This is a genomic window from Azonexus fungiphilus (assembly GCF_003634965.1).
In the GTDB taxonomy this organism is placed as follows: Bacteria; Pseudomonadota; Gammaproteobacteria; order Burkholderiales; family Rhodocyclaceae; genus Azonexus; species Azonexus fungiphilus.
In genome coordinates this window covers 449,818-470,267 of the sequence record NZ_RBXP01000011.1, presented here as the reverse complement: position 1 = coordinate 470,267, position 20,450 = coordinate 449,818, and the positions used below count along the sequence as shown (strand labels likewise).

Annotated in this window: 20 protein-coding genes and 2 tRNA genes; 14 read left to right on the top strand and 8 right to left on the bottom strand. The window is 65.3% G+C overall.

The window, feature by feature from the left end:
* Positions 1 to 17 precede the first annotated feature (17 nt).
* The 5 genes from mobB (at position 18) to DFR40_RS05025 (ending at position 3,047) form a co-directional block, all read left to right on the top strand.
* A complete protein-coding gene (mobB, locus tag DFR40_RS05045) occupies positions 18 to 515 on the top strand; it encodes a molybdopterin-guanine dinucleotide biosynthesis protein B (protein ID WP_121457365.1) in 498 nt (165 codons plus the stop codon).
* 2 nt (positions 516 to 517) lie between these two features.
* A complete protein-coding gene (locus DFR40_RS05040; RefSeq protein WP_121457364.1) occupies positions 518 to 1,726 on the top strand; it encodes a molybdopterin molybdotransferase MoeA in 1,209 nt (402 codons plus the stop codon).
* A complete protein-coding gene (gene moaD, locus DFR40_RS05035) occupies positions 1,723 to 1,971 on the top strand; it encodes a molybdopterin converting factor subunit 1 (RefSeq protein ID WP_121457363.1) in 249 nt (82 codons plus the stop codon). Before DFR40_RS05040 ends, moaD begins: the two co-directional genes overlap by 4 nt.
* A gap of 3 nt (positions 1,972 to 1,974) precedes the next feature.
* Entirely contained in the window at positions 1,975 to 2,916 is a 942-nt protein-coding gene (gene ylqF / locus DFR40_RS05030) for a ribosome biogenesis GTPase YlqF (protein WP_121457362.1), read from the top strand.
* 55 nt (positions 2,917 to 2,971) lie between these two features.
* A tRNA-Asn gene (locus DFR40_RS05025) sits at positions 2,972 to 3,047 on the top strand.
* A gap of 167 nt (positions 3,048 to 3,214) precedes the next feature.
* Here the strand turns inward: DFR40_RS05025 and DFR40_RS05020 are convergent.
* The 6 genes from DFR40_RS05020 to DFR40_RS04995 all read right to left on the bottom strand — a co-directional run bounded on the left by DFR40_RS05020 (position 3,215) and on the right by DFR40_RS04995 (position 8,622).
* A complete protein-coding gene (locus tag DFR40_RS05020) occupies positions 3,215 to 4,027 on the bottom strand; it encodes a PIN domain-containing protein (protein WP_121457485.1) in 813 nt (270 codons plus the stop codon).
* Between the two features lie 238 nt (positions 4,028 to 4,265).
* Positions 4,266 to 4,559, bottom strand: a complete 294-nt coding sequence (locus DFR40_RS05015; protein WP_121457361.1) for a DUF1330 domain-containing protein — start codon at positions 4,557 to 4,559, stop codon at positions 4,266 to 4,268.
* Positions 4,560 to 4,577: 18 nt separating this feature from the next.
* A complete protein-coding gene (locus DFR40_RS05010) occupies positions 4,578 to 4,796 on the bottom strand; it encodes a hypothetical protein (protein ID WP_121457360.1) in 219 nt (72 codons plus the stop codon).
* Positions 4,768 to 5,964, bottom strand: a complete 1,197-nt coding sequence (locus DFR40_RS05005) for an acetylornithine transaminase (protein WP_245985603.1) — start codon at positions 5,962 to 5,964, stop codon at positions 4,768 to 4,770. Before DFR40_RS05005 ends, DFR40_RS05010 begins: the two co-directional genes overlap by 29 nt.
* Positions 5,965 to 6,241: 277 nt before the next feature.
* Positions 6,242 to 6,814: a mechanosensitive ion channel family protein gene (locus tag DFR40_RS05000; protein WP_121457359.1), complete on the bottom strand. Its 573-nt coding sequence runs from the start codon at positions 6,812 to 6,814 to the stop codon at positions 6,242 to 6,244.
* Entirely contained in the window at positions 6,811 to 8,622 is a 1,812-nt protein-coding gene (locus tag DFR40_RS04995) for a PAS domain S-box protein (RefSeq protein WP_211329723.1), read from the bottom strand. The genes DFR40_RS05000 and DFR40_RS04995 overlap by 4 nt, the downstream gene beginning before the upstream one ends.
* A gap of 166 nt (positions 8,623 to 8,788) precedes the next feature.
* Between DFR40_RS04995 and DFR40_RS04990 the strand changes: the two genes are divergently transcribed.
* Positions 8,789 to 8,864: transfer RNA gene (locus DFR40_RS04990), tRNA-Asn, on the top strand.
* Between the two features lie 77 nt (positions 8,865 to 8,941).
* On the opposite strand, the gene gcvA is transcribed toward DFR40_RS04990, so the two are convergent.
* Positions 8,942 to 9,847: a transcriptional regulator GcvA gene (gcvA, locus tag DFR40_RS04985; RefSeq protein ID WP_173579287.1), complete on the bottom strand. Its 906-nt coding sequence runs from the start codon at positions 9,845 to 9,847 to the stop codon at positions 8,942 to 8,944.
* A gap of 205 nt (positions 9,848 to 10,052) precedes the next feature.
* Here gcvA and DFR40_RS04980 point away from each other — a divergent pair, with 205 nt between their 5' ends.
* The 8 genes from DFR40_RS04980 to DFR40_RS04945 all read left to right on the top strand — a co-directional run bounded on the left by DFR40_RS04980 (position 10,053) and on the right by DFR40_RS04945 (position 17,444).
* Positions 10,053 to 10,904 (top strand): transketolase, encoded by an 852-nt coding sequence (locus DFR40_RS04980; RefSeq protein ID WP_121457356.1) that lies wholly within the window; start codon positions 10,053 to 10,055, stop codon positions 10,902 to 10,904.
* The gene (locus DFR40_RS04975; RefSeq protein WP_121457355.1) at positions 10,901 to 11,896 is read left to right on the top strand and encodes a transketolase family protein; all 996 of its coding nucleotides are present in this window, start codon (positions 10,901 to 10,903) and stop codon (positions 11,894 to 11,896) included. The genes DFR40_RS04980 and DFR40_RS04975 overlap by 4 nt, the downstream gene beginning before the upstream one ends.
* A gap of 51 nt (positions 11,897 to 11,947) precedes the next feature.
* Complete coding sequence (locus DFR40_RS04970) at positions 11,948 to 12,715, top strand: SDR family NAD(P)-dependent oxidoreductase (RefSeq protein WP_121457354.1); 768 nt, start codon at positions 11,948 to 11,950, stop codon at positions 12,713 to 12,715.
* 89 nt (positions 12,716 to 12,804) lie between these two features.
* A complete protein-coding gene (locus tag DFR40_RS04965) occupies positions 12,805 to 13,773 on the top strand; it encodes a TRAP transporter substrate-binding protein (RefSeq protein WP_121457353.1) in 969 nt (322 codons plus the stop codon).
* Positions 13,773 to 14,333: a TRAP transporter small permease gene (locus tag DFR40_RS04960; RefSeq protein ID WP_121457352.1), complete on the top strand. Its 561-nt coding sequence runs from the start codon at positions 13,773 to 13,775 to the stop codon at positions 14,331 to 14,333. Before DFR40_RS04965 ends, DFR40_RS04960 begins: the two co-directional genes overlap by 1 nt.
* Positions 14,330 to 15,589: a TRAP transporter large permease gene (locus tag DFR40_RS04955; protein WP_121457351.1), complete on the top strand. Its 1,260-nt coding sequence runs from the start codon at positions 14,330 to 14,332 to the stop codon at positions 15,587 to 15,589. The genes DFR40_RS04960 and DFR40_RS04955 overlap by 4 nt, the downstream gene beginning before the upstream one ends.
* Positions 15,590 to 15,653: 64 nt before the next feature.
* Positions 15,654 to 16,532: an NAD(P)-dependent oxidoreductase gene (locus DFR40_RS04950; RefSeq protein ID WP_121457350.1), complete on the top strand. Its 879-nt coding sequence runs from the start codon at positions 15,654 to 15,656 to the stop codon at positions 16,530 to 16,532.
* A gap of 15 nt (positions 16,533 to 16,547) precedes the next feature.
* Entirely contained in the window at positions 16,548 to 17,444 is an 897-nt protein-coding gene (locus tag DFR40_RS04945) for an AEC family transporter (RefSeq protein WP_121457349.1), read from the top strand.
* A gap of 4 nt (positions 17,445 to 17,448) precedes the next feature.
* On the opposite strand, the gene DFR40_RS04940 is transcribed toward DFR40_RS04945, so the two are convergent.
* Positions 17,449 to 20,394, bottom strand: a complete 2,946-nt coding sequence (locus tag DFR40_RS04940; protein ID WP_121457348.1) for a response regulator — start codon at positions 20,392 to 20,394, stop codon at positions 17,449 to 17,451.
* Positions 20,395 to 20,450 lie beyond the last annotated feature (56 nt).

The following is a 20,450-nucleotide window of genomic DNA, read 5'->3' as shown; positions in this document are numbered from 1 at the left end:
ACGGGTAGAATCCGGGCATGAAAGTTTTTGGCATCGCCGGCTGGTCCGGCTCCGGCAAGACGACGCTGCTGGAAAAGCTGATTCCGGCGCTGATCGCGCGCGGCCTCAAGGTCTCGGTGATCAAGCACGCGCACCACGGTTTCGACATCGACAAACCCGGCAAGGATTCCTGGCGCCACCGCGAGGCCGGCGCTGCCGAGGTGATGCTCGCCTGCGGCACGCGCTGGGCGCTGATGCACGAATGCCGCGCCGAGCCCGAGCCGCAACTGGCCGAACTGCTGGCCCGGCTGGCGCCGTGCGACCTGGTGCTGGTCGAGGGCTTCAAGCAGGAACCGGTGCCCAAGCTGGAGGTGCACCGGCCGGCCCACGGCAAGCCGCCGCTCTTTGCCGAACGCGACGACATCGTTGCCGTCGCCAGCGACGCAGCCATTGCCGCGACCATCCCGGTGCTGCCGCTCAACGACATCGCCGCGCTGGCCGACTTCATCATCGGCCACTGCCAACTCAAGGTCTGATCATGCTCAGTTACGAACAAGCCCTCGAACAATTGCTTGCCGCCGCCCGCCCGGTGGCCGAAGTCCGCCACGTTCCGCTGACCGCCGCCGCCGGCCGCGTGCTGGCGCAGGCGCAGACGTCCACGGTCGACGTGCCGCCGCTCGACAATTCGGCGATGGACGGCTACGCCGTGCGCCTTGGCGATCTGCCGCAGGCCGGCGTGACGCTGCCGGTCAGCCAGCGCATTCCCGCCGGCAGCGTCGGCAGCGAACTGCAGCCCGGCAGCGCCGCCCGCATCTTCACCGGCGCCCCGGTGCCGGCCGGCGCCGACGCGGTGATCATGCAGGAGCGCTGCGACGCCGGCGACGGCGTCGTCACCCTCAACCACCTGCCGCGCCCCGGCGAGAACATCCGCCGACGCGGCGAGGACATCGCCGCCGGCAACGAAATCCTGCCTGCCGGCATCCGCCTGCGCGCCCAGGAAATCGCGCTCGCCGCCTCGGCCGGCCTGCCGGAACTGCCGGTGCATCGGCGCGTGCGCGTCGGCATGTTCTTCACCGGCGACGAACTGGTCCAACCCGGTGAGCCGCTGCCGCCCGGCGCCATCTACAACTCCAACCGCTATGCGCTGCGCGCGCTGCTCGAAGGCCTCGGCTGCGAAGTGCGCGACCTCGGCAGCGTGCCCGACCGCCTCGACGCCACCCGCGACGCGCTGCGCCTCGCCGCCGCCGACAACGACCTGATCGTCACCAGCGGCGGCGTCTCGGTCGGCGAGGAAGACCACGTCAAGCCGGCAGTCGAAGCCGAAGGCCGGCTCGACATGTGGAAGATCGCGATCAAGCCGGGCAAGCCGCTGGCTTTCGGCGAAGTGCGCAAGCCCGACGGCGGCAAGGCATGGTTCATCGGCCTGCCGGGCAATCCGGTCGCCGCCTTCGTCACATGCCTGATGCTGGTGCGCCCCTTCATCCTGCGCCTGCAGGGCGTCGCCGAGGTGCTGCCGAAGCGCCTGCCGTTGACCGCCGACTTCACCTGGAGCCGGCCGGACAGCCGCCTCGAATTCCTGCGCGCCCGGATCAACGACGCCGGCCGCGTCGAGCTTTACCCGAACCAGGGTTCGGCCGTCGTCACCTCGCTGTGCTGGAGCGACGGGCTGGTCCTCAATCCGCCGGGACAGGCGGTTCAAGCGGGCGACAGCGTCCGTTTCGTCACTTTTGCGGAGTTGCTGGCATGAGCGTGAACATCCTTTACTTCGCCAGCCTGCGCGAAGCCTTCGGCACTGCCGGCGAAACCGTCGAGCTGCCGGCCGGCGTCGCCAGCGTCGGCCAGCTGCGCGACTGGCTGGTCGGCCAGGGCCGGGCCGAACTGGCCACCGCCAGGAACCTGCGCTGCGCCGTCAATCAGGAAATGGCCAAGGCCGACGCCGCGATCCGCGACGGCGACGAAATCGCCTTCTTCCCGCCCGTCACCGGAGGCTGAACGATGTCGATCCAGTGGTATCCCGGTCACATGACCCAGGCCCGCAAGAAAGCGGGCGAGACGCTGGCCATGGCCGACGTCGTCGTCGAAGTGCTCGACGCCCGCCTGCCGCAGGCCTCCAGCAACCCGATGATCCACGAGCTGCGCACCTTCCGCCAGCGCCCCTGCCTGAAGCTCTTGAACAAGGCCGACATCGCCGACCCGGCGGTGACCAAGGCCTGGCTCGAACACTTCGGCAAGCAGCCGGGCGTGATGGCGGTCGCCATCTCGTGCAAGAAACCCGGCGACGTCGCCAAGATCCCCGGCCTGGCGCAGAAACTGGCGCCGCACCGCAACGACGCGGTCAAGCCGCTGCGGCTGATGATCATGGGCATCCCCAACGTCGGCAAATCGACGCTGATGAACGCCCTGGTCAAGAAGAAGGTCGCCGCCGTCGGCGACCAGCCGGCGGTGACCAAGAGCCAGCAGCGCATCGACATCAGCTCGCGGCTGACCATCTACGACACCCCGGGCATGCTCTGGCCGAAGATCGACCACCCGATCGACGGCCTGATGATGGCCGCCAGCCACTCGGTCGGCGTCAACGCCTACATCGACGACGAAGTCGCCACCTGGCTCGCCGGTTACCTGCTCGAACACTACCCGGCGCTGCTCCAGGCCCGTTACGGCTTCGACCTGCAAGGCATGGACGCGGTTGCCGTGCTCGAAGGCATCGCCCGCAAGCGCGGCTGCATCATCAAGGGCCGCGGCGGCGAGCTCGACCTGGAAAAGGCCGCCGGCATCCTGCTCAACGACTACCGCACCGGCACCCTCGGCCGCATCAGCCTGGAAACCCCGACCCTGCGCGCCACCCGCCAGGCCGAACTGGAAAAAGCCGCGAGTTTGACGGTCGACCGTGAAAATCCGGAAAAAACCGCAGCGACCGACGAAGACGCAGAGCACTAGGCCTTTTCCGAAAACCTGGTTATAATCCGCGCCTCTCGCCGCCCGGCGGGACTTTTCCTCGATAGCTCAGTCGGTAGAGCGCCGGACTGTTAATCCGTAGGTCCCTGGTTCGAGCCCAGGTCGAGGAGCCAGAACAAAGCCAAACGGCCATCTCTCAGGAGATGGCCGTTTGGCTTTTTGGGGGCTGTTTTCGACCCAAAGCGGAACTACGGCACATAAAAAAGCGGACGGTTAGGAACGACAAAGGTCAGCGGCAGACGGTCAGCGCAGCTGGCCGACTATCTGCTGGTCCGGATTGCTATGCATCGGAAAGGTCTTCGAATTCCGCAAGAATTTCCGCCAACAGCTTTTCCTCTTCCTCTTCCATTTCCTTCGTGACGGCAGCATGGACGATTTTGAGACCTGCCGACAGTTTGTCGGTGAGGATTATTTTTCTCTTCTTGCTTACTCGCTCGCTGAATTCCTGCTTAAGCCAGTCATTCAAATATGATTTTCCGTCGTAAATTGCTCCGTAATCGGTGTCCCGAGTAACTATTACGACGTGCTTTCCGCTATCGGCTGAGCATTTGACAATCCATTCCCAGTTCACTGCGTCACCAATGGATGTGTCGCCTTGCTTTCTTGGCGGATAGCCAAGTGTGAACCGCTTTTTGGCTAAATTTCGTACCGAAAAGCGCTCCTTCTTTGAGCGGGAAAGATTGAATGGTGAATTGTTCTTGAAAATGCGCTGTAACGTTTGATACACGGGGTCGTGATGTGTTGGATCACTGAGGACTGCTTGAATTTTTTCGTTGACCTTCTTGTGTTGCGCAATAAGCTCTTTTTTCTTCTTGTCGATCATCTTGGTTGCTTGAAGGTCAGCAACAAGTGCGGGAACTGTAAGCTTTCCCCAGTCCGGGGCAGTAAAGTTGTTCAACGACTCAACGATGACACGCTGGCGGTTCTTCTTGTACTCCATCTCGATCTGTGAACCGACGATCAGTCGGTCCTTGCAGGCCTCCAACTGCTCAAGATACTTCGTGCTGATGTCAGTCTTCCTGATTCGGTAGAAATCCAAAAGAACATTGGTATCAACAAAAAGAAGTGTATCGAGTACCACTTCAGCAGCCATCGGTGTCTCCTTGAGATGCATAACGGTTACTTGACGGACCCGCTGCGTCCGAGCATGAATAGATATTCATGCAGCCATTATGCTTTCGGAATCGCTACTCGATCAAGGAAGTCGCGTCGGCTGGGTTGTATAACAACTCCAATAATGCGGACGTCGGAAAGGCGACGGGATGGCGGCTATCAGGGTAAATCTTGAATGACTGGTTATGGCCGACAGCAGCCACCAAAGCGCTACCACCTCACCCATCCACCCGAAACAACAGCAAATCCATTGCCTTCTCGCGCACCGGCACGATTGCCCGGTATTCCGGGCTGTCGGCCCAGCGGTCGGCGGCTTCGGTGCTTGGGAAGCTGAGTTCGACGCAGGCCTCGAAGGCGGCGCAGGGGAGTTCGTTCCAGTAGGTCTTGTCGACCGTGCCGCGGGCGACGATGCTGCCGCCGTGGTGTTCGACGGTGGCGCCGACCTGCTTGCGGTAGGTTTCGAAGGCGGTCGGGTCTTTCAGGCGGATCAGGCCGATGATCTTGACGGGCATGTTTGTCTCCTGGGTTTTTTATCTGATTGTAATGTCGATGTCCGGCAGATGGTCGGCGACTTCGCGGTAATCGCCGGCGCTTTCCAGCACTTGCAGCACCGCCGCCAGCGGTTCGCCGTGGCTGCCGGGCAAATTTGCCTCGCCGGGCAGGTTGACCGTGAACGTCAGGCGTTCGACCGGCGGCGTGAATTGCGCGTCGACGCCGGGCTCATGCTTGTGCCTCTTGCACGTCGGCAATGGCGCGGCGGAGCAGGGCGATGCCTTCGGTGATTTCCGCGGCGCTGGTGTTCAGCGCCGGCATCAGGCGCAGGCAGTGCGGGCGCGGCGCGTTGACCAGCAGGCCGAGGTCGCGGGCGCGGGTGGCGATGGCCGGGCCGAGGTCGGTGCCGAGTTCGAGGGCGAGCAGGAAACCTTCGCCGCGCACTGCGCCGAGGCCGAGTTCGGAGGACAGCGCGCGCAGCGCGGCGGCGAGCTGCTCGCCGCGCTGCCGGCTGGCGGCGAGGAAGCCGTCGGCGAGCAGGGTGTCGAGCACGGCCAGCCCGGCGGCGCAGACCAGCGGGTTGCCGCAGTAGGTGCCGCCCTGGTCGCCGGGCGCGAAGCAGGAGGCGGCGCGGGTGGCGAGCAGCGCCGAGATCGGCAGTCCGCCGCCGAGACCCTTGCCGAGCGTCATGATGTCCGGCTGGATGCCGTGCGCGCTATGGGCGAAGAGGTGGCCGGTGCGGCCGACGCCGGTCTGCACTTCGTCGACGATGAGCAGCAGTTGCCGCTCGTCGCACAACTGCCGCAACTGGCGCAGGAAGTCGCCGCTGGCCGGGATGACGCCGGCCTCGCCCTGGATCGGTTCGAGCATGACGGCGACGGTTTTTGGCCCGATCAGCCGGTCGACCGTGGCGATGTCGTTCAGCCGCGCTTTCGGGAAGCCCGCCACCTGCGGCGCGAAAAGCGTGTCCCAGCCGGGCTTGCCGCTGGCCGACATGGTCGCCAGCGTGCGCCCGTGGAAGCCGTCGACGAAGGTGACGATCTCGTGCGCGCCGCCCTTGTGCAACTGCCCCCACTTGCGCGCCAGCTTGATCGCGCCTTCGTTGGCCTCGGCGCCGGAGCTGGCGAAGAAGACGTGGTCGAAGCCGCTGTGCGCAGTGAGTTTCTCGGCCAGGCGCATCGCCGGCAGGTTGTGAAAGGCCGGGCCGGGGTTGAGCAGCGTCGCCGCCTGTTGCGCAACGGCATCGACGATCACCTGCGGCGAATGGCCCAGGCAATTGACCGCCCAGCCCTGCATCCAGTCGAGGTAGCGGCGGCCTGCGGCATCGAACAGCCAGGCGCCTTGGCCGCGGACGAAGAGGACGTCCGGGCGGGCGGCGATCGGCATCAGGCTGGCGGCGGAAGGAAGGGCGGATGGATGGTTCACGGTCGACTCCTTGAAAAGGCAAAAAACCACAGGGGAAAAACGGGGGCGCAACAAAAAGGCCACGGGGTGAGCCGTGGCCTGGTGCGAAAAAGCGGGGGTGACGCCGGGTTTGCGTCGGCGCCGCTAGCGGCGCGCTGCCATCCGCCGTCGCTGAGCGTGCGCGCGGCCCGGCTCGCCCGATTGACGTCGGGCGTCGGCGGTACGTCGGCGGAGTGCGCTGGCGGTGAAGTTCATGGGGGCAGTGTCGGGGAAGGGCCGGCGGACTGTCAAGCGTCGATCAGGAATGCAGCGGCGGCAGTTCGCCGTCGACGATGCGGACCCGCAACAGGCGCTGGAAGAACAGGCTGTTGGGCACCTGCAGCAAGGTCGGCTCGCGGCCGGGCAGGGTTTCGCGGATGGTCGTGTAGATCAGCCGGATGTCCAGCACCTCGCCGCCGAGGCCGGGCTTGTCGCCATTTTCCAGGATCTCGATGTGGTCGTGCAGGCGAAAGGGCCGGGTGGTGTAGATCAGCACCGCGCAGAAGATGTTGGAAAGCACGCTCCAGGCGGCAAAGAAGGCCACCGCGGCGACCGTCGCGAAGCCGGTGATGGCGGTCCACAGCACCGCGCCGGAGACGTTGAAGCGGTCGAGCACGAGCAGGACGACGCTGGTGAACACGACGATGCTGGTGAAGCGCCGGCCGCCGACGATCAGCTCGAGCGGCAGGTTGTGGCTGCGTACCAGGCGGGTGATGATGCGCACGACTAGGGCGCGCAACAGCAGCGCGGCGGCGATGATGAGAACGATCTGCAGGCCGAGGGTGATCAGTTCCAGCCACGGGTGTGCCCAGTCGGGCAGGTAGTCCTTCATGGTGTTGTTGTGCTTGCCGGCGGGGCGGCAGACTCCTGTTTCTTCAGCACTAGGATAAACCAGAACTCGCTGCCTTGGCCCGCCGTGCTGTTCACGCCGATCTCGCCACCCATCAGTTGCACCAGGCGTTTGCTGATGGCCAGGCCGAGGCCGGTGCCGCCGTAGCGGCGGGTGCTGCTGTTGTCGGCCTGCTCGAAAACGCTGAACAGGCGGGCCTGCGCTTCCGCTTCGACGCCGACGCCGGTGTCGATGATGGCGAAACGCACCCGCACTGCGTCGGGACCTTCGTCGATGGTGCTGACGCGGACGCTGACCGTACCCCGTTCGGTGAACTTGATGGCGTTGCCGAGCAGATGGTGCAGGATCTGGTCGAGTCGCTGCGGGTCGCCCTTGAGCGGCAGCGTGGCGAGTTCCGCCGGCACCTCGGCGCTGAGCGCCAGGTCTTTTGCGGCCGCCGCGGCGGCGAGTTCGCCAAGCGCCCGGTCGACGCGCTGGCCGAGTTGCAGGGGCAGGTTGTCGAGGACGACGCGGGCCGCTTCGATGCGGGCGATGTCGAGGATGTCGTTGAGGACCCTGAGCAGGCGTTCAGCAGACTGTTTGGCCAGATCGAGCTGGTTCTGCCCGCGGGCATCCTGCATGTTCCGCCTGGCCAGTTCGATCATCCCGAGCACGCCGTTGAGCGGCGTCCGCAGTTCGTGACTCATGTTGGCCAGGAAGGTGCTCTTGGCGCGATTGGCGCTTTCGGCAGCGTCGCGAGCGGCGATCAGCTCGACCGTGCGGTTTTCGACCAGCGCCTCGAGGTGGTTGCGGTAGCCTTCAAGTTCGGCTTCGATCCGCCGGTGTTCGGTGATGTCGCGGCTGATGCCGAAAATGCCGACGACCTTGCCGTGCTGGTCGAACAACGGCCATTTGTTGGTCTGCACGAAGCAGTGCCGCCCCTGCGCGTCGTAATAGGGCTGGATCCAGTCGAGCATCGGCTTGCCGTCGGCAAAAATCTGGCGTTCCTCTTCCTCGTAGATCGTTGCCGTCTCCGGCGGGAAAACCTCGCGGTCGTGCTTGCCCAGCAACTCGCGCCAGTGGCGGTGACCGGTGATGTCGGCCATCGTCTGGCTGCAAAACAGGAAACGGCTGTCGGCGTCCTTGAAATACACGAAGTCGCTGGTGTGGTCGAGAAAGGTCTCGAAGTTGCGGGTGAATCGCTGCAGCTCGGCCTCGGCCCGGCGGCGCTTGCGGATGGCCCAGTACAGTGCGAGCACGATCGTAATGGTGACCAGCAAGCCGGCCAGCAGCACGGCGATGATCACGTGATTGCGCAATTCCGCTTCGGCGGTGCGCAAGGCGACCAGTTCTTCCAGTCTTTGCTGGTAATGGAGCATCCCCTGGTCGAAGCGGCGCCCCGGCGTGACGTCGTGGATCAGCGAAAGCAGCAGCCGGCGACCGTTATCGGTGACCGGCTGCGATTGCACCTCGACCGTGCGCAGCTGACCATCGGCCAGCGCGTGGCGGAAGACGAAATAGTTGCGCCCCTCGCGCTCGGCCTGGGCCCGCTCGGCGGCGACCTGCTCCCGGCTCAGGGTATTGATCTGCTGGATGCTCATCGTCCTGAGCACATCCCGCTCGTATCCGTAGAAACTGGCTGCGGCAGGATTGGCGTCGACGATCCGGCCGGAGTCGGGTTCGATCAACAGCATGATCGTGCCGTGCGTTTCGAACACTTCCTTGAAATCGATCGCTGCAGCAACCGCCGGCAACAGCAAGGCAATCAGCAGGCAGCAGCGACTGAGACAGGCCTTCAATGAGTCCAGCAAGATATTTCCCCCCTGATTTCCCTTGCCTGGTTCAGACATCGTCGCGGGCGCCCGGGTTCTCGATCGTCACCGGTGTGCCGGGGAATTTTACGCACGCTGCAGAGAACTGTACCGCCGGCGAAAATTTTGTCTATAATGCGCGCCTCCGCCGTCACGGCGGCATAGTTCCTCGATAGCTCAGTCGGTAGAGCGCCGGACTGTTAATCCGTAGGTCCCTGGTTCGAGCCCAGGTCGAGGAGCCAGAGATTCATGTGAAAAGCCAGCTGAAAAGCTGGCTTTTTGCTTTCCGGGGTTTGCTGCCGGCGCGATTTCATCGGCCCTACATCAATGGCATCTTGCGTAGCTCCTCGAACAGCCAGTCCTGGAAATTCCGTATCTTCGGCAAATCCGCCTGCGATCTCAGGATGTTGAAGGTATAGCCCTGAACCTTCGGGCCTTCCAGCCCAAATGGCGCGATCAGGCGCCCCGATTCGAGTTCCCGCTGGACCAGCAGCAGGCTTTCCAGACACACGCCGATGCCGTCGGCAGCGGCGCTGATGGCCATGAAGGAGCGGTCGAAACGCGGCCCCCGCGAGATATCGAGCTTGACCTTGCGATGCTGGCGCATCCAGTCCTGCCAGCTGACATAGCAGACCTCGCTGTGAATCAGCGTGTGGTGGCGCAGGTCTTCGGGGCTGCGGATCGGGTTGGGACCGGCGATGAGGGCCGGTGAGCAGAGCGGGACGATGGTTTCCTGGGGAAAGGGGAAGACCATCGTGCCCGCCGGGAGCAATTTGTCCATGCCGTAGCGGATGTCGATATCGGCAATCCCCTTCAACAGATCGACCGGCGCCGGATAGGAGGCATTCAGCCTGACGTCGATATCGGGAAAGAGGGCGCTGAAGCGGGCCAGGCGGGGCATCAGCCACTGCGTGGCGAAGCTGGGCGTCGAATGCACGCTCAGGATGTCGCTTTTGGCGGTCCGTCCGAGGGCCTTGGTGGCGCTCTCGATCCGCGCGAAAGCGGCTGAAATCTCCTCGGCGTAGCGGCGTCCGGCGTCGGTCAGGACGACGGCGCGGTGGACGCGATGGAACAGGCGGACCTCGAATTTCTCCTCCAGATTCTTGATTTGCTGGCTGATCGCGGAGGGCGTCACGAACAATTCTTCTGCTGCGAGAGCAAAAGATGAAAGGCGCGCAGCCGCCTCAAAAGCTTGTACTGCTTTGAGTGGAATACGATGGTGCATGGCAGCATTCACATTAGCTGAGTTAAACAATAGTGAATGATTATTCGTTTGAGTGAATTTCTGCAAGTCCCTAACCTACTCATCACTCGCCGGACACATCGCAGCAGCAGCGGAAAGGCGACGCCAGGTGGAGAGTTTCTCTTCCAGAATTTCAACCACTGCCGATCGGAGGCGATGTCGATCCGGCACCGATGAGGAGATATGCGTGGAAACTTGCGATACCGCGACCCATGCCAGAATCGCCGAGCACGCCTACCGCATTCGCCGTTATGCGCTGCAGATGGGCGAAGTCCAGGGGCAGGGCTATGTCGGTCAGGCGCTGGGTTACGCCGATGTGCTGGCAACGGCGTACTGCCATGCCATGAATTTCAAACCCGAGGATCCCGAGTGGGAAGGGCGCGACCGCTTCCTGCTCTCGCACGGCCACTACGCCATCGCGCATTACGCTGCGCTGATCGAGGCCGGCATTCTTCCGGAAGAGGAGCTGGAAACCTACGGCAGCGATGACAGCCGCCTGCCGATGTCCGGCATGGCGACCTACACGCCGGGTATGGAAATCTCCGGCGGCTCGCTCGGCCAGGGCTTGCCGATCGCGGTCGGGATTGCCCTGGGCCTGCGTCTGAAGGGCAACCCCGCCTTCGTGTACAACTCGATGTCGGACGGCGAACTCGACGAGGGCTCCACCTGGGAGGCCGCGCTGGGCGCCGCCCACCACGGCCTGGCCAACCTCATCTGCCTGGTCGATATCAACAACCAGCAGGCCGATGGTCCGTCGTCGAAGGTCATGGGCTTCGAGCCGCTCGCCGACAAGTGGGCAGCCTTCGGCTGGCACGTGCAGCGGGTGAATGGCAACGATCTGCCCGCCGTCATCGCTGCGTTCGATGCCGCGCGCCAACTGCCCGATGCCAGGCCCCGGGTGATCCTCGTCGATACGCTGATGGGCAAGGGCGTTCCCTTCCTCGAGACGCGCGAGAAGAACCACTTCATCCGGGTCGATCCACCCGAATGGCAGCAGGCCATCGAAATCCTCGACCAAGCGCAAGGAGCCGCCCGATGAACGCCACCACCAAGCCGCGCCTGAAAACCTCGGCGATGATCGCCTCCATCGCTTCCGAAGGTCAGCGGGTGAAGGCCGCGCCGTTCGGCCACGCCCTCGTCGAACTGGCCCGCCAGCGTCCGGAGATCGTCGGCCTCACCGCCGATCTGGCCAAATACACCGACCTGCATCTGTTTGCCCAGGCCTGCCCGGAGCGGTTTTTCCAGATGGGCATGGCCGAGCAGTTGCTGATGGCTTCTGCCGGTGGCATGGCCAAGGAAGGCTTCGTACCCTTCGCGACCACCTACGCGGTGTTCGGCACGCGCCGCGCATTCGACTTCGTGCATCAGGTGATCGCCGAGGAAAACCTCAACGTCAAGATGTGCTGCGCGCTGCCCGGCCTGACCACCGGTTACGGCCCGAGCCACCAGGCCGCCGAAGATCTGGCCCTGGTCCGTGCCATTCCCGGCATGACCATTGTCGATCCCTGCGATGCCCTCGATACCGAGCAGGCGGTGCCGGCCATCGCCGCCCACAAGGGGCCGGTGTACATGCGCCTGCTGCGCGGCAACGTGCCCCTGGTGCTCGACGAGTACGACTACAAGTTCGAGTTGGGCAAGGCCAAGATGCTGCGCGACGGCAGGGATGTCCTGGTCATCTCTTCCGGCATCCTGACCATGCGGGCGCTGGAAGTGGCCAAGGCGCTGCAGGCCGACAGCGTGGACGTCGGCGTGCTCCACGTGCCGACGATCAAGCCGCTCGATACCGCGACCATCATTGCCGAAGCCAGCCGTTCCGGCCGCCTGGTGGTGGTGGCCGAGAACCATACCGTCATCGGCGGTCTTGGCGAAGCGGTGGCGACGGCCTTGCTGACGGCCGGCATCACCCCGCCATTCCGCCAGATCGCGCTGCCGGATGCCTTCCTCGATGCCGGCGCCTTGCCGACCCTGCACGACCGCTACGGCATTTCGACCGAGGCCATGATCCAAACCATCAAGGGCTGGCTGGGCTAGTCCGCCAACCGTGACCACCGGGGGCGACAGCCCCCTGACCAAGGAGAATCCATGACACAAGTTACCGGACTGCTCGACGGCAAGGTTGCCGTCATCTCGGGGGCGGCTTCCCCGCGCGGAATCGGGTTGGCGACGGCCAGGCTGTTCGCCGAGCACGGCGCGCGCGTGGCCATTCTCGATCTGGATGGCGCTGCTGCCGTCCAGGCCGCGGGCTCGATCGGCCCCGGACATATCGGTGTGGCCTGCAACGTGGCCGACCGCGATGCCTGCCAGAAAGCCGCCGAAGCGGTCGTGGCTGCGCTCGGCAAGGTCGATGTCCTGATCAACAATGCCGGCATCACCCAGCCGGTCAAGACCCTGGAGATCGATCAGGCAAGCTGGGATCGCATCCTCGACGTCAATCTGCGCGGCGTCCTCTATCTTTCCCAGGCGCTCATTCCCTACATGAAGCAACAGGGCGCCGGTTCGATTGCCTGCATGTCGTCGGTGTCGGCCCAGCGCGGCGGCGGTATCCTCGGCGGTCCGCATTACTCGGCCGCCAAGGCCGGCGTGCTCGGTCTGGCCAAGGCCATGGCGCGCGAGTTCGGACCGGATAACATTCGCGTCAATTGCGTGACGCCGGGGCTGATCCAGACCGACATCACCACGGGCAAGCTGTCCGATCAGCAGAAGGCCGAGATTGCCGGCGGGGTTCCCCTCAACCGCCTGGGTGAAGCGCGGGAAATCGCCGGTGCCTATCTGTTCCTGGCATCGGAGCTTTCGTCCTACATCACCGGTGCCGTCATCGACGTCAACGGCGGCATGTTGATTCACGGCTAGACGTACAGATTTACCGACCACAGCAAAACAGGCACAGGAGCAGCCACATGGTGTGGCTGCACACGCCAAGGAAGAGACAGGAGATAAACATGAAAAAATCACTGATTGCCGTTGCCGCAGCCCTTGCATTCGCTTCTTCTGCAAGCTGGGCCCAGCAGGTGTTGCGCCTTTCGCACAACGCGGCGCCGGGCAACCCGAAGGCCGAGGCATCCTTGAAGTTCGCCCAGCTGGTTGCCGAAAAAACCGCCGGCCGGGTCAAGATCGAAGTTGGCGGCAACGCGCAGTTCGGCGACGACGCCGAGTCGCTGACCAACATGCGCCTCGGTACCCTGGCGTTCAGCACCAACTCGCAGGGGGCAACGTCGGGCGTGGTGCCGCAGTTTTCGGTGATCGGGCTGCCTTTCCTGTTCCGCGACCTCAATCACGCCTACAAGGTGGTCGATGGTCCGATCGGGGAAAAGCTCAACGAGCTGGCCAAGGCCAAGGGGCTGGTGGTGCTGGCGCTGTGGGACAACGGCATTCGCCACACCAGCAACAACAAGCGGCCGATCGTCAAACCGGAAGACCTGGCCGGGATCAAGGTGCGCACGCCGCCCGATCCGATCACCCTCGACATCTTCAAGGCCCTGGGCGCCAACCCCGGTCCCCTGGCTTTCTCCGAACTCTACATCGCGCTGCAGCAGGGGGTCTTCGATGGTCAGGAAAATCCGCTGATGAACATCTACTCGTCCAAGGTGTACGAAGTACAGAAGTACATCTCGCTGACCGGGCACAAGTACGAAACGACGCCGCTGCTGGCCAGCAAGATGATCTGGGACACCATCAAGCCGGCTGACCAGCAGGCGATCAGGGAGGCGGCGATCGAAGCCGGCAAGTTCAACCGGCAGATGTCGCTGGCTGCCGATGCCGACCTGCGCAAGAAGCTGACCGACGCCGGTGTCAAGATCAACGAGGTCGATCAGGCGGCATTTGCCGCCAAGACCAAGACGGTCTATGACAAGTGGGCGAAGCAGTACCCGGATCTGGTCAAGCTGATCGTCACCGAGGCAGCCAAGTAATGAACGCCGCCCACTCGACGGTCGCAGCGCGCCCTGAGGGCGTCGCTGCACTCGCAGGCTGGATCGATCGTCTGCTTGTCGTCCTGAGTGTGGCGGTGGCGATCACTTCGCTGGTGGCGATGTTTGGCTCGCTGATGGCGGAAGTGATCGTGCGCTACGCGACCAACCAGGGCCTGGGGTGGCCGACGGAAATGCCGAACATCCTCTTCCCCTGGCTGGTGATGAGCGGCGTCGTGCTGGCTGCCCAGCGCGGCCAGCACATCGCGGTGACGGCGATCAACGGCTTCCTCGGGCGCACCGGAAACCGCGTGCTCTTGCTCGGGCAGCAGGTCCTGATTGCAGCGACCTTTTTCTACCTGGCATGGATCGGCCTCGATGTGGTTGCCATCACCGGTGGCGAAGAGTTCCCGGTGACCGGCATCACGGCACGCTGGGCCTACATGGCCCTGATTGCCGGTTTCGTCGGCCTGGGCATCACCGCGCTGACCACGCTTGTCCACCTGTCGCTGGCTGCCGATCCGCTCGGCGTGCGCACCCACCATGTTGAGGAGGACGTATGACCCTGATGATGATTCTCGTGTTCGGGGCGCTGCTGATCCTCGCCCTGCCGGTCGGCTATGCGCTGCTGATCGGCTCCAGCCTGGCGGCGATCACCGCCGGCGGCATGCCCAGCGTGGCGGCTGTCGTCAAGATCTTCCAGCCGACCCAGAGCTTCCCGCTGCTGGCCATCCCGTTCTTCATGCTGTCGGGCAACCTGATGATGGGCGGCACCCTGGGCAAGCGCCTGATCGATTTTGCCACCAGCCTGGTCGGTCGCTTTCACGGCGGTCTGGGGCAAGTCACGGTGGTCGGTTCGACGGTGTTCGGCGGCGTCTCCGGCTCGGCCGTTGCCGAAGCGTCCGCGCTCGGCTCGATGCTGATCCCCTGGCAGAAACGCGAAGGTTACCCCGGTGCTTTTGCCGCTGCCGCAACCGCCTCGTCGTCGGTCATCGCCGGCCTGATTCCGCCGTCGATTCCGCTGATCCTCTATGCCGCAGTCTCGAACGAGTCGATCGGCGCGCTGTTCCTCGCCGGCGTCATCCCGGGGTTGGCCCTTTGCGCCGGCTTCATGCTGACCTGCTACCTGTCGGGGCGGCTGCGCGGCTTCAAGCGCCTGGCCGATGTCTTCACCTGGCGCGGCCTGGCCAAGGCGACACTGCTGGCGGCACCCGCGCTGGCCATGCCGGCGTTCATCGTCATCCTGCTCCGGGCCGGCATCGCCACGCCGACCGAAGTCAGCGTCATCGCCGTCGCCTATGGCCTGCTGGTCAGCATGCTGGTCTACCGCGACCTGAGCTGGAAGCGCTTCTACGATGCGCTGGTGCACACCGCGGTGACCACCGGCGTCGTGATGCTGGTGATCGCCGCCTCCAATCTGGTCGGCTATGTGCTCACCGTCGAATCGGTGCCGACCGCGGTGGCCCAGTGGACGGTGCGCACGCTTGAATCACCGGTGATGGTCATCCTGATGCTCAACCTGATCATGCTGGTGGTCGGGATGTTCCTCGACCTGCCCGCGGCGATCCTGCTGCTCGGCCCGACCTTTGTCGCGATCGGCAATGCGATCGGCCTCGATCTGGTCCAGCTCGGCATCATGATGGCGGTCAATCTCAGCATTGGCTTGTTCACGCCGCCGGTCGGGACGACGCTGTTCATCGCCGCGGCCATCTCGCGGGAAAAGGTCGGCGCCATCGTCAAGGAGTTGTGGCCGTTCTACCTGGTGGCGATCACCGTCCTCGGCCTGGTCTCCTTCGTTCCCGCCTTCACCGTCTATTAACCGGTCCCGAGGCGAGCACCACGGCCCGGGGCCGTCGGCGTTCGCCTCTCCGTGAGAGAAATTCATGAAAAAAATTGCATTTGCCGGACTCGGCGCCATGGGCTTGCCGATGGCAAAAAATCTGCTTGGCCGGGGCTTCCAGGTCAGCGGCATCGATCTCAATGCGACGGCACTGGCGGCGCTGGCCGAGGCCGGGGGCGAGTCGGCACCTTCCGCCGCGGCCGCTGTTGCCGATGCCGATGCGCTGATACTGATGGTGGTCAACGCGGCCCAGGCCGAGCAGATCCTGTTCGCCGGCGGCGCCCTGGCCGCGCTGCCTGCCGGTGCCGTCGTCTGCCTGATGGCAACCTGTCCGGCCGGTGTCGTGGCGGACATCGCCGAGCGGGTCCGCGCGGCCGGGCGTCACTTCGTCGATGCGCCGGTGTCCGGCGGCGTCGCCGGGGCGAAGGCAGCTTCGCTGACGATCATGGCCGCCTGCGCGCCGGCCATTTACCAACGCATGCTGCCGGCCTTCCAGGCGCTCGGCGAGCGCATCTTCCACGTCGGCGAGCAGGCCGGGCAGGGGGCGACGGTCAAGACCGTCAATCAGCTGCTGTGCGGCGTGCATATCGCCGTTGTCGCCGAGGCCTTCGCCCTGGCCGCCAAGGTCGGCGTCGATCTCGAGGTGATTCTCGAGATCATGAGCGGCTCGGCTGCCGCGAGCTGGATGCTCAGGGATCGCGGGCCACGGATGCTGCAGGCCGAGCCGGAAGTGACCAGCGCTGTCGATATCTTCGTCAAGGATCTGGGCATCGTCCTGGAAACCGGCCGGGAAACCCGGTGTGCATTGCCGATCGCGGCCATTGCGCATCAGATGTTCCTGGCGGCCTCGGGCCGGGGGGACGGGCGCGCGGATGACAGCCAGGTCATCCGCAGCTACTACGCCCTCAACGGCACGCGCTGACCACGCGGAGGGCGCGTGTTCGTCCAGATAGCCTCGATCGTCTTTCCGATCTTCGCGGTCATCGTCATCGGCTTCGTCTATGGCCGCAACCGGCGGCCGAACATGATCGCGGCGAATCAGATCAATATCGAAGTGTTCATGCCGGCGCTGATTTTCTCGGCGCTGGCAGGAAAGCCGTTTGCCCTCGCCGATCTGACGATGGTGGCGATTGGCGGCGCCATCGTCGTCCTCGGCTCGGGCGTGCTCGGCTGGCCGCTGGCGAAGCTGTTCGGCTATGCACCGAAAACGCTGTTGCCGCCGATGATGTTCACCAATGCCGGCAACATGGGACTGCCGCTGCTGCTGCTTGCCTTCGGGGAAAAAGCCCTGCCGGCGGCGGTGATCCTGTTTCTGGTCGAAAGCATGTTGCATTTCTCGATCGGGACCTACTGGCTCGGCCACAACGCCAGTTTCCTGCGCCTCTTTCGCGATCCGGTGTTCGTCGCCGGCATCGCCGGGCTGGTGGTCAGCCTGAGCGGCATCGCCCTGTGGCCGCCGGTCACGGCGGCGGCCAAACTGGTCGGCGACGTGTCTACCGGACTGATGCTGTTTTCGCTCGGCGTCCGCCTCAACATCGCGCCTTTCGCGCAGTGGCGGATCGGCCTGGTCGGCGCGGTCGCCACGCCGCTCAGCGGAATGCTCGTGGCCTACCTGTACTGCCTGGCCTTCGACCTGCCGGCCGCCGACCGCGACGTCCTGCTGCTCTTCGGCGCCTTGCCGCCGGCCGTGCTCAACTTCATGTTTGCCGAGCGCTTCAATCAGGAGCCGGAGAAGGTCGCCTCGATCGTCATCATGGGCAATCTGGCGGCGCTGGTGTCGGTATCGCTTGCGCTGGCGATCCGTCTTTCCGAGACGCGCGTGCTGCTGCCCTGAGCGTTCAGCCCGGGCCGTCGGTGGCGTTGGTTTTTGCCGGTTTTTCGGTGTCGACCGTGAGCTGCTCGCGCAGCTCGTCGATCAGCGGCGGCAGGTGGGCGACCAACTGCTGCAGGGCCGCATGGGCGGCGCCGCCGTCGTCATGGCGCAGCGCCTGGTTGAGTTCGGTCGCCCAGTGCGCGACGGCGCCGGCGCCGATGCTGCCGGCGGCGCTTTTCAGCCCGTGGCTGAGTTGTTCGGCGGCGATGCCGTCGCCCGTGTCGAGCAGTTGTTCGAGGCGCTCGGCGGCGTCGCCGTGCTGGTCGACGAACATGCCGAGGATGCGCAGGTAGCGTTCCGGCTGGTGGCGCACGAAGCCGAGGCCGACTTCGGCGTCGAGACCGGGAATCGTCCGGATCGCTGCCAGCGGTGCCGCTGCCGTCGTCGCCTGGCGCGCCTCGGCGGCGGCCGGCGCGGGCTGCGCGGCCGGCGCCGCCGGCGTCTGCGGCAGCCACTTGAGCAGGGTCGCGTAGAGATCGGCCGGCTCGACCGGCTTGGCGATGAAGTCGTTCATGCCGGCGGCGGCGCAGCTGCGCCGGTCGTCGGCGAAGGCGTTGGCGGTCATCGCCAGGATCGGTACCGCCTGCCAGCCGGGCAGGGCACGTAGCGCGCGGGTGGCGGCGAGGCCGTCGAGGCGCGGCATCTGCATGTCCATCAGGACCAGGTCGTAGCTGCCGGCGGCGGCCTTGTCGACGGCGGCCTGGCCGTCTTCGGCGACGTCGACGACGAGGCCGGCACCGTGCAGCAGTTCGAGCGCGACTTCGCGGTTGATCGGGTTGTCCTCGGCAAGCAGCAGGCGGCGACCGGCGTGGCGTTCGCGCAGGCGGGTCTCGGCGCTGCCGTGGTCGATTTCGGCGATCGGCGCGATGCCGTGGCCGCGCTGCAGGCGGGCGGTGAACCAGAAAGTGCTGCCCTGGCCGGGCGTGCTGTCGGCCCCGGCGGCGCCGCCCATGACTTCGGCCAGGCGACGGGTGATCGCCAGGCCGAGGCCGGTGCCGCCGTATTCGCGGGTGGTCGAGCTGTCCGATTGCTCGAAGGCCTGGAACAGCTTGGGCAGCGTCGCCGGGTCGATGCCGATGCCGGTGTCGCTGACGGCGAAGCGGACGAGCAGGCCGGCCTCGTCGTCGGCGAGCAGTTCGGCGCTCAGGCGGATGCTGCCGCTGGCGGTGAACTTGACGGCATTGCCGGCGAAATTGAGCATGCCCTGGCGCAGGCGCATGACGTCGCCCTTGAGCCAGAGCGGTACCGAGTCGGTATCGACGATGATTTCCAGGCCCTTGGCCTGGGCGGCATCGGCGATCATCGAATGGACCTGGTCGAGGAGGGCGGCGAGGGCGAAATCGCGGTGCTCGAGCTGCAGCTTGCCGGCCTCGATCTTCGAGATGTCGAGGATGTCGTTGATGATCGAGAGCAGGTGCCGGCCGGCTGCGTCGATCTTGCCCAGGCGTTCGTGCTGGGCGGCGTCGACATCGCGGCGGAGCAGGTGGGTGAGGCCGAGGATGGCGTTCATCGGGGTGCGGATTTCATGGCTCATGTTGGCCAGGAAGGTGCTCTTCGCGGCGCTCGCCTGTTCCGCCTGGCGCTTGGCCAGGGCGAGGTCGGCGGTGCGCCGGCCGACTTCGCATTCGAGCGTCTGCGTGCGTTGCTGCTGGGCAGCGCGCTGGTGCGCGATCTCGGCGACCATGCCGTCGAAGGCGTCGGCCAGCCGGCCGAGCTCGTCGGGCTGGCGCAGGCCGATCGGCGCCGGCGTTTTGCCCTTGCCGAGGTCGTCGACCGCCAGCGTGATCCGCCGCAGCGGCTCGCTGACGATGCGCCGGATCAGGCGGCGCATGATCCACAGGCCGGGAGCGATGAGCAGCAGGCCGATGGCGAGCAGGGCGCCGGCGCCGAGCAGCATGCGCCGCTCGATGCCGGCGGTCGGCAGCACCGTCACCCAGTACCAGCCGGGGCCTTCGATGCGGCTCCAGGCGACCCAGTGGGCGCCGTCCGGCGAGCGTTCGACGCCGCTGGCCTGGCCGTTGTCGCGGATGATCGCGTCGATCTGGTCGAGCAGCGGGTCGCCCAGGCTCGCCAGCGCCAGTTGCCCGCTGGCGGCGGCGATGCGCTCGCGCAGTTGCGGGTGGGCGATCAGTTCGCGGTCGTGGTTGATGATCAGGTGGTATTCGCCGCTGGCGCCGTTGTCCTCGACGTTGGCGAGCAGGCTGTCGACGGTGATGTCGTGTCCGAGCGTGCCGACCCAGCGGTCCTGCCAGTCGAGCGGCTGGATCGCCGAGACCAGCCAGGCGCCGGCCTGGGCATCGTAATAGACCGGTGTCCAGAAGAGCCGGCGCTGCGGGTTGCGCTGCGGATGCGCGCCGGTCATCGTCGGGTAGTCGAAATTGTCGGTCTGCGGCGTCGCCGCGGCACCCCAGTCGACGCCGCGCGCATAAACCATCAGCCCGACCTCGACGAAATCCATGTACACCGAGAAGAACGGCGGCACCAGCGCCGGTCCCTGTTCGCGCAGCAGGTCGTAGCTGGCGACCGCGCGGCGGCGGCTCGACGGATCGGCGTTGCGCAGGTAGAGCGTCGGCGCCCGTTGGGTGTCGACGCGTTCCGGGCGCAGCCGCCACAAGCCGTCGTCGGCGCGGGCAAAGAGTTCGTCGAAACGGCGCTCGCTGGCGGCCGGGTCCTGGGCGTCGAGGCGGGCGAGCAGTTCGCCGTGCAGGCGACGGACGCTGGCCTCGGCCTGGCGGAAGATTTCCTGGTGGGCCTGGGCGCGGGCCTGCGCCATCTGGCCGAGGGCGATCGACAGCGAATCGTCGGTGCCCTGGCGCAGGGCGATGAAGCCGCTGACGGTCAACAGCAGCAACAGGGCAAAAATCAGGGAGCCCATCGAAAGCGAGAGGCGGCGGGAAACGCTGTCGATCATCGGGGGCGGTGTCGGGAAAAAAGCGCGATATGCAGTTGTACCACAATGCCCGGGGT

What these genes read in the sequence shown, in the direction of transcription:
- mobB (WP_121457365.1), top strand. Translation starts at nt 18, where the DNA reads ATGAAAGTTTTTGGCATCGCCGGCTGGTCCGGCTCCGGCAAGACGACG.
- DFR40_RS05040 (WP_121457364.1), top strand. Translation starts at nt 518, where the DNA reads ATGCTCAGTTACGAACAAGCCCTCGAACAATTGCTTGCCGCCGCCCGC.
- moaD (WP_121457363.1), top strand. Translation starts at nt 1,723, where the DNA reads ATGAGCGTGAACATCCTTTACTTCGCCAGCCTGCGCGAAGCCTTCGGC.
- ylqF (WP_121457362.1), top strand. Translation starts at nt 1,975, where the DNA reads ATGTCGATCCAGTGGTATCCCGGTCACATGACCCAGGCCCGCAAGAAA.
- DFR40_RS05020 (WP_121457485.1), bottom strand. Translation starts at nt 4,027, where the DNA reads ATGGCTGCTGAAGTGGTACTCGATACACTTCTTTTTGTTGATACCAAT.
- DFR40_RS05015 (WP_121457361.1), bottom strand. Translation starts at nt 4,559, where the DNA reads ATGCCCGTCAAGATCATCGGCCTGATCCGCCTGAAAGACCCGACCGCC.
- DFR40_RS05000 (WP_121457359.1), bottom strand. Translation starts at nt 6,814, where the DNA reads ATGAAGGACTACCTGCCCGACTGGGCACACCCGTGGCTGGAACTGATC.
- gcvA (WP_173579287.1), bottom strand. Translation starts at nt 9,847, where the DNA reads ATGCACCATCGTATTCCACTCAAAGCAGTACAAGCTTTTGAGGCGGCT.
- DFR40_RS04975 (WP_121457355.1), top strand. Translation starts at nt 10,901, where the DNA reads ATGAACGCCACCACCAAGCCGCGCCTGAAAACCTCGGCGATGATCGCC.
- DFR40_RS04970 (WP_121457354.1), top strand. Translation starts at nt 11,948, where the DNA reads ATGACACAAGTTACCGGACTGCTCGACGGCAAGGTTGCCGTCATCTCG.
- DFR40_RS04965 (WP_121457353.1), top strand. Translation starts at nt 12,805, where the DNA reads ATGAAAAAATCACTGATTGCCGTTGCCGCAGCCCTTGCATTCGCTTCT.
- DFR40_RS04960 (WP_121457352.1), top strand. Translation starts at nt 13,773, where the DNA reads ATGAACGCCGCCCACTCGACGGTCGCAGCGCGCCCTGAGGGCGTCGCT.
- DFR40_RS04955 (WP_121457351.1), top strand. Translation starts at nt 14,330, where the DNA reads ATGACCCTGATGATGATTCTCGTGTTCGGGGCGCTGCTGATCCTCGCC.
- DFR40_RS04950 (WP_121457350.1), top strand. Translation starts at nt 15,654, where the DNA reads ATGAAAAAAATTGCATTTGCCGGACTCGGCGCCATGGGCTTGCCGATG.
- DFR40_RS04940 (WP_121457348.1), bottom strand. Translation starts at nt 20,394, where the DNA reads ATGATCGACAGCGTTTCCCGCCGCCTCTCGCTTTCGATGGGCTCCCTG.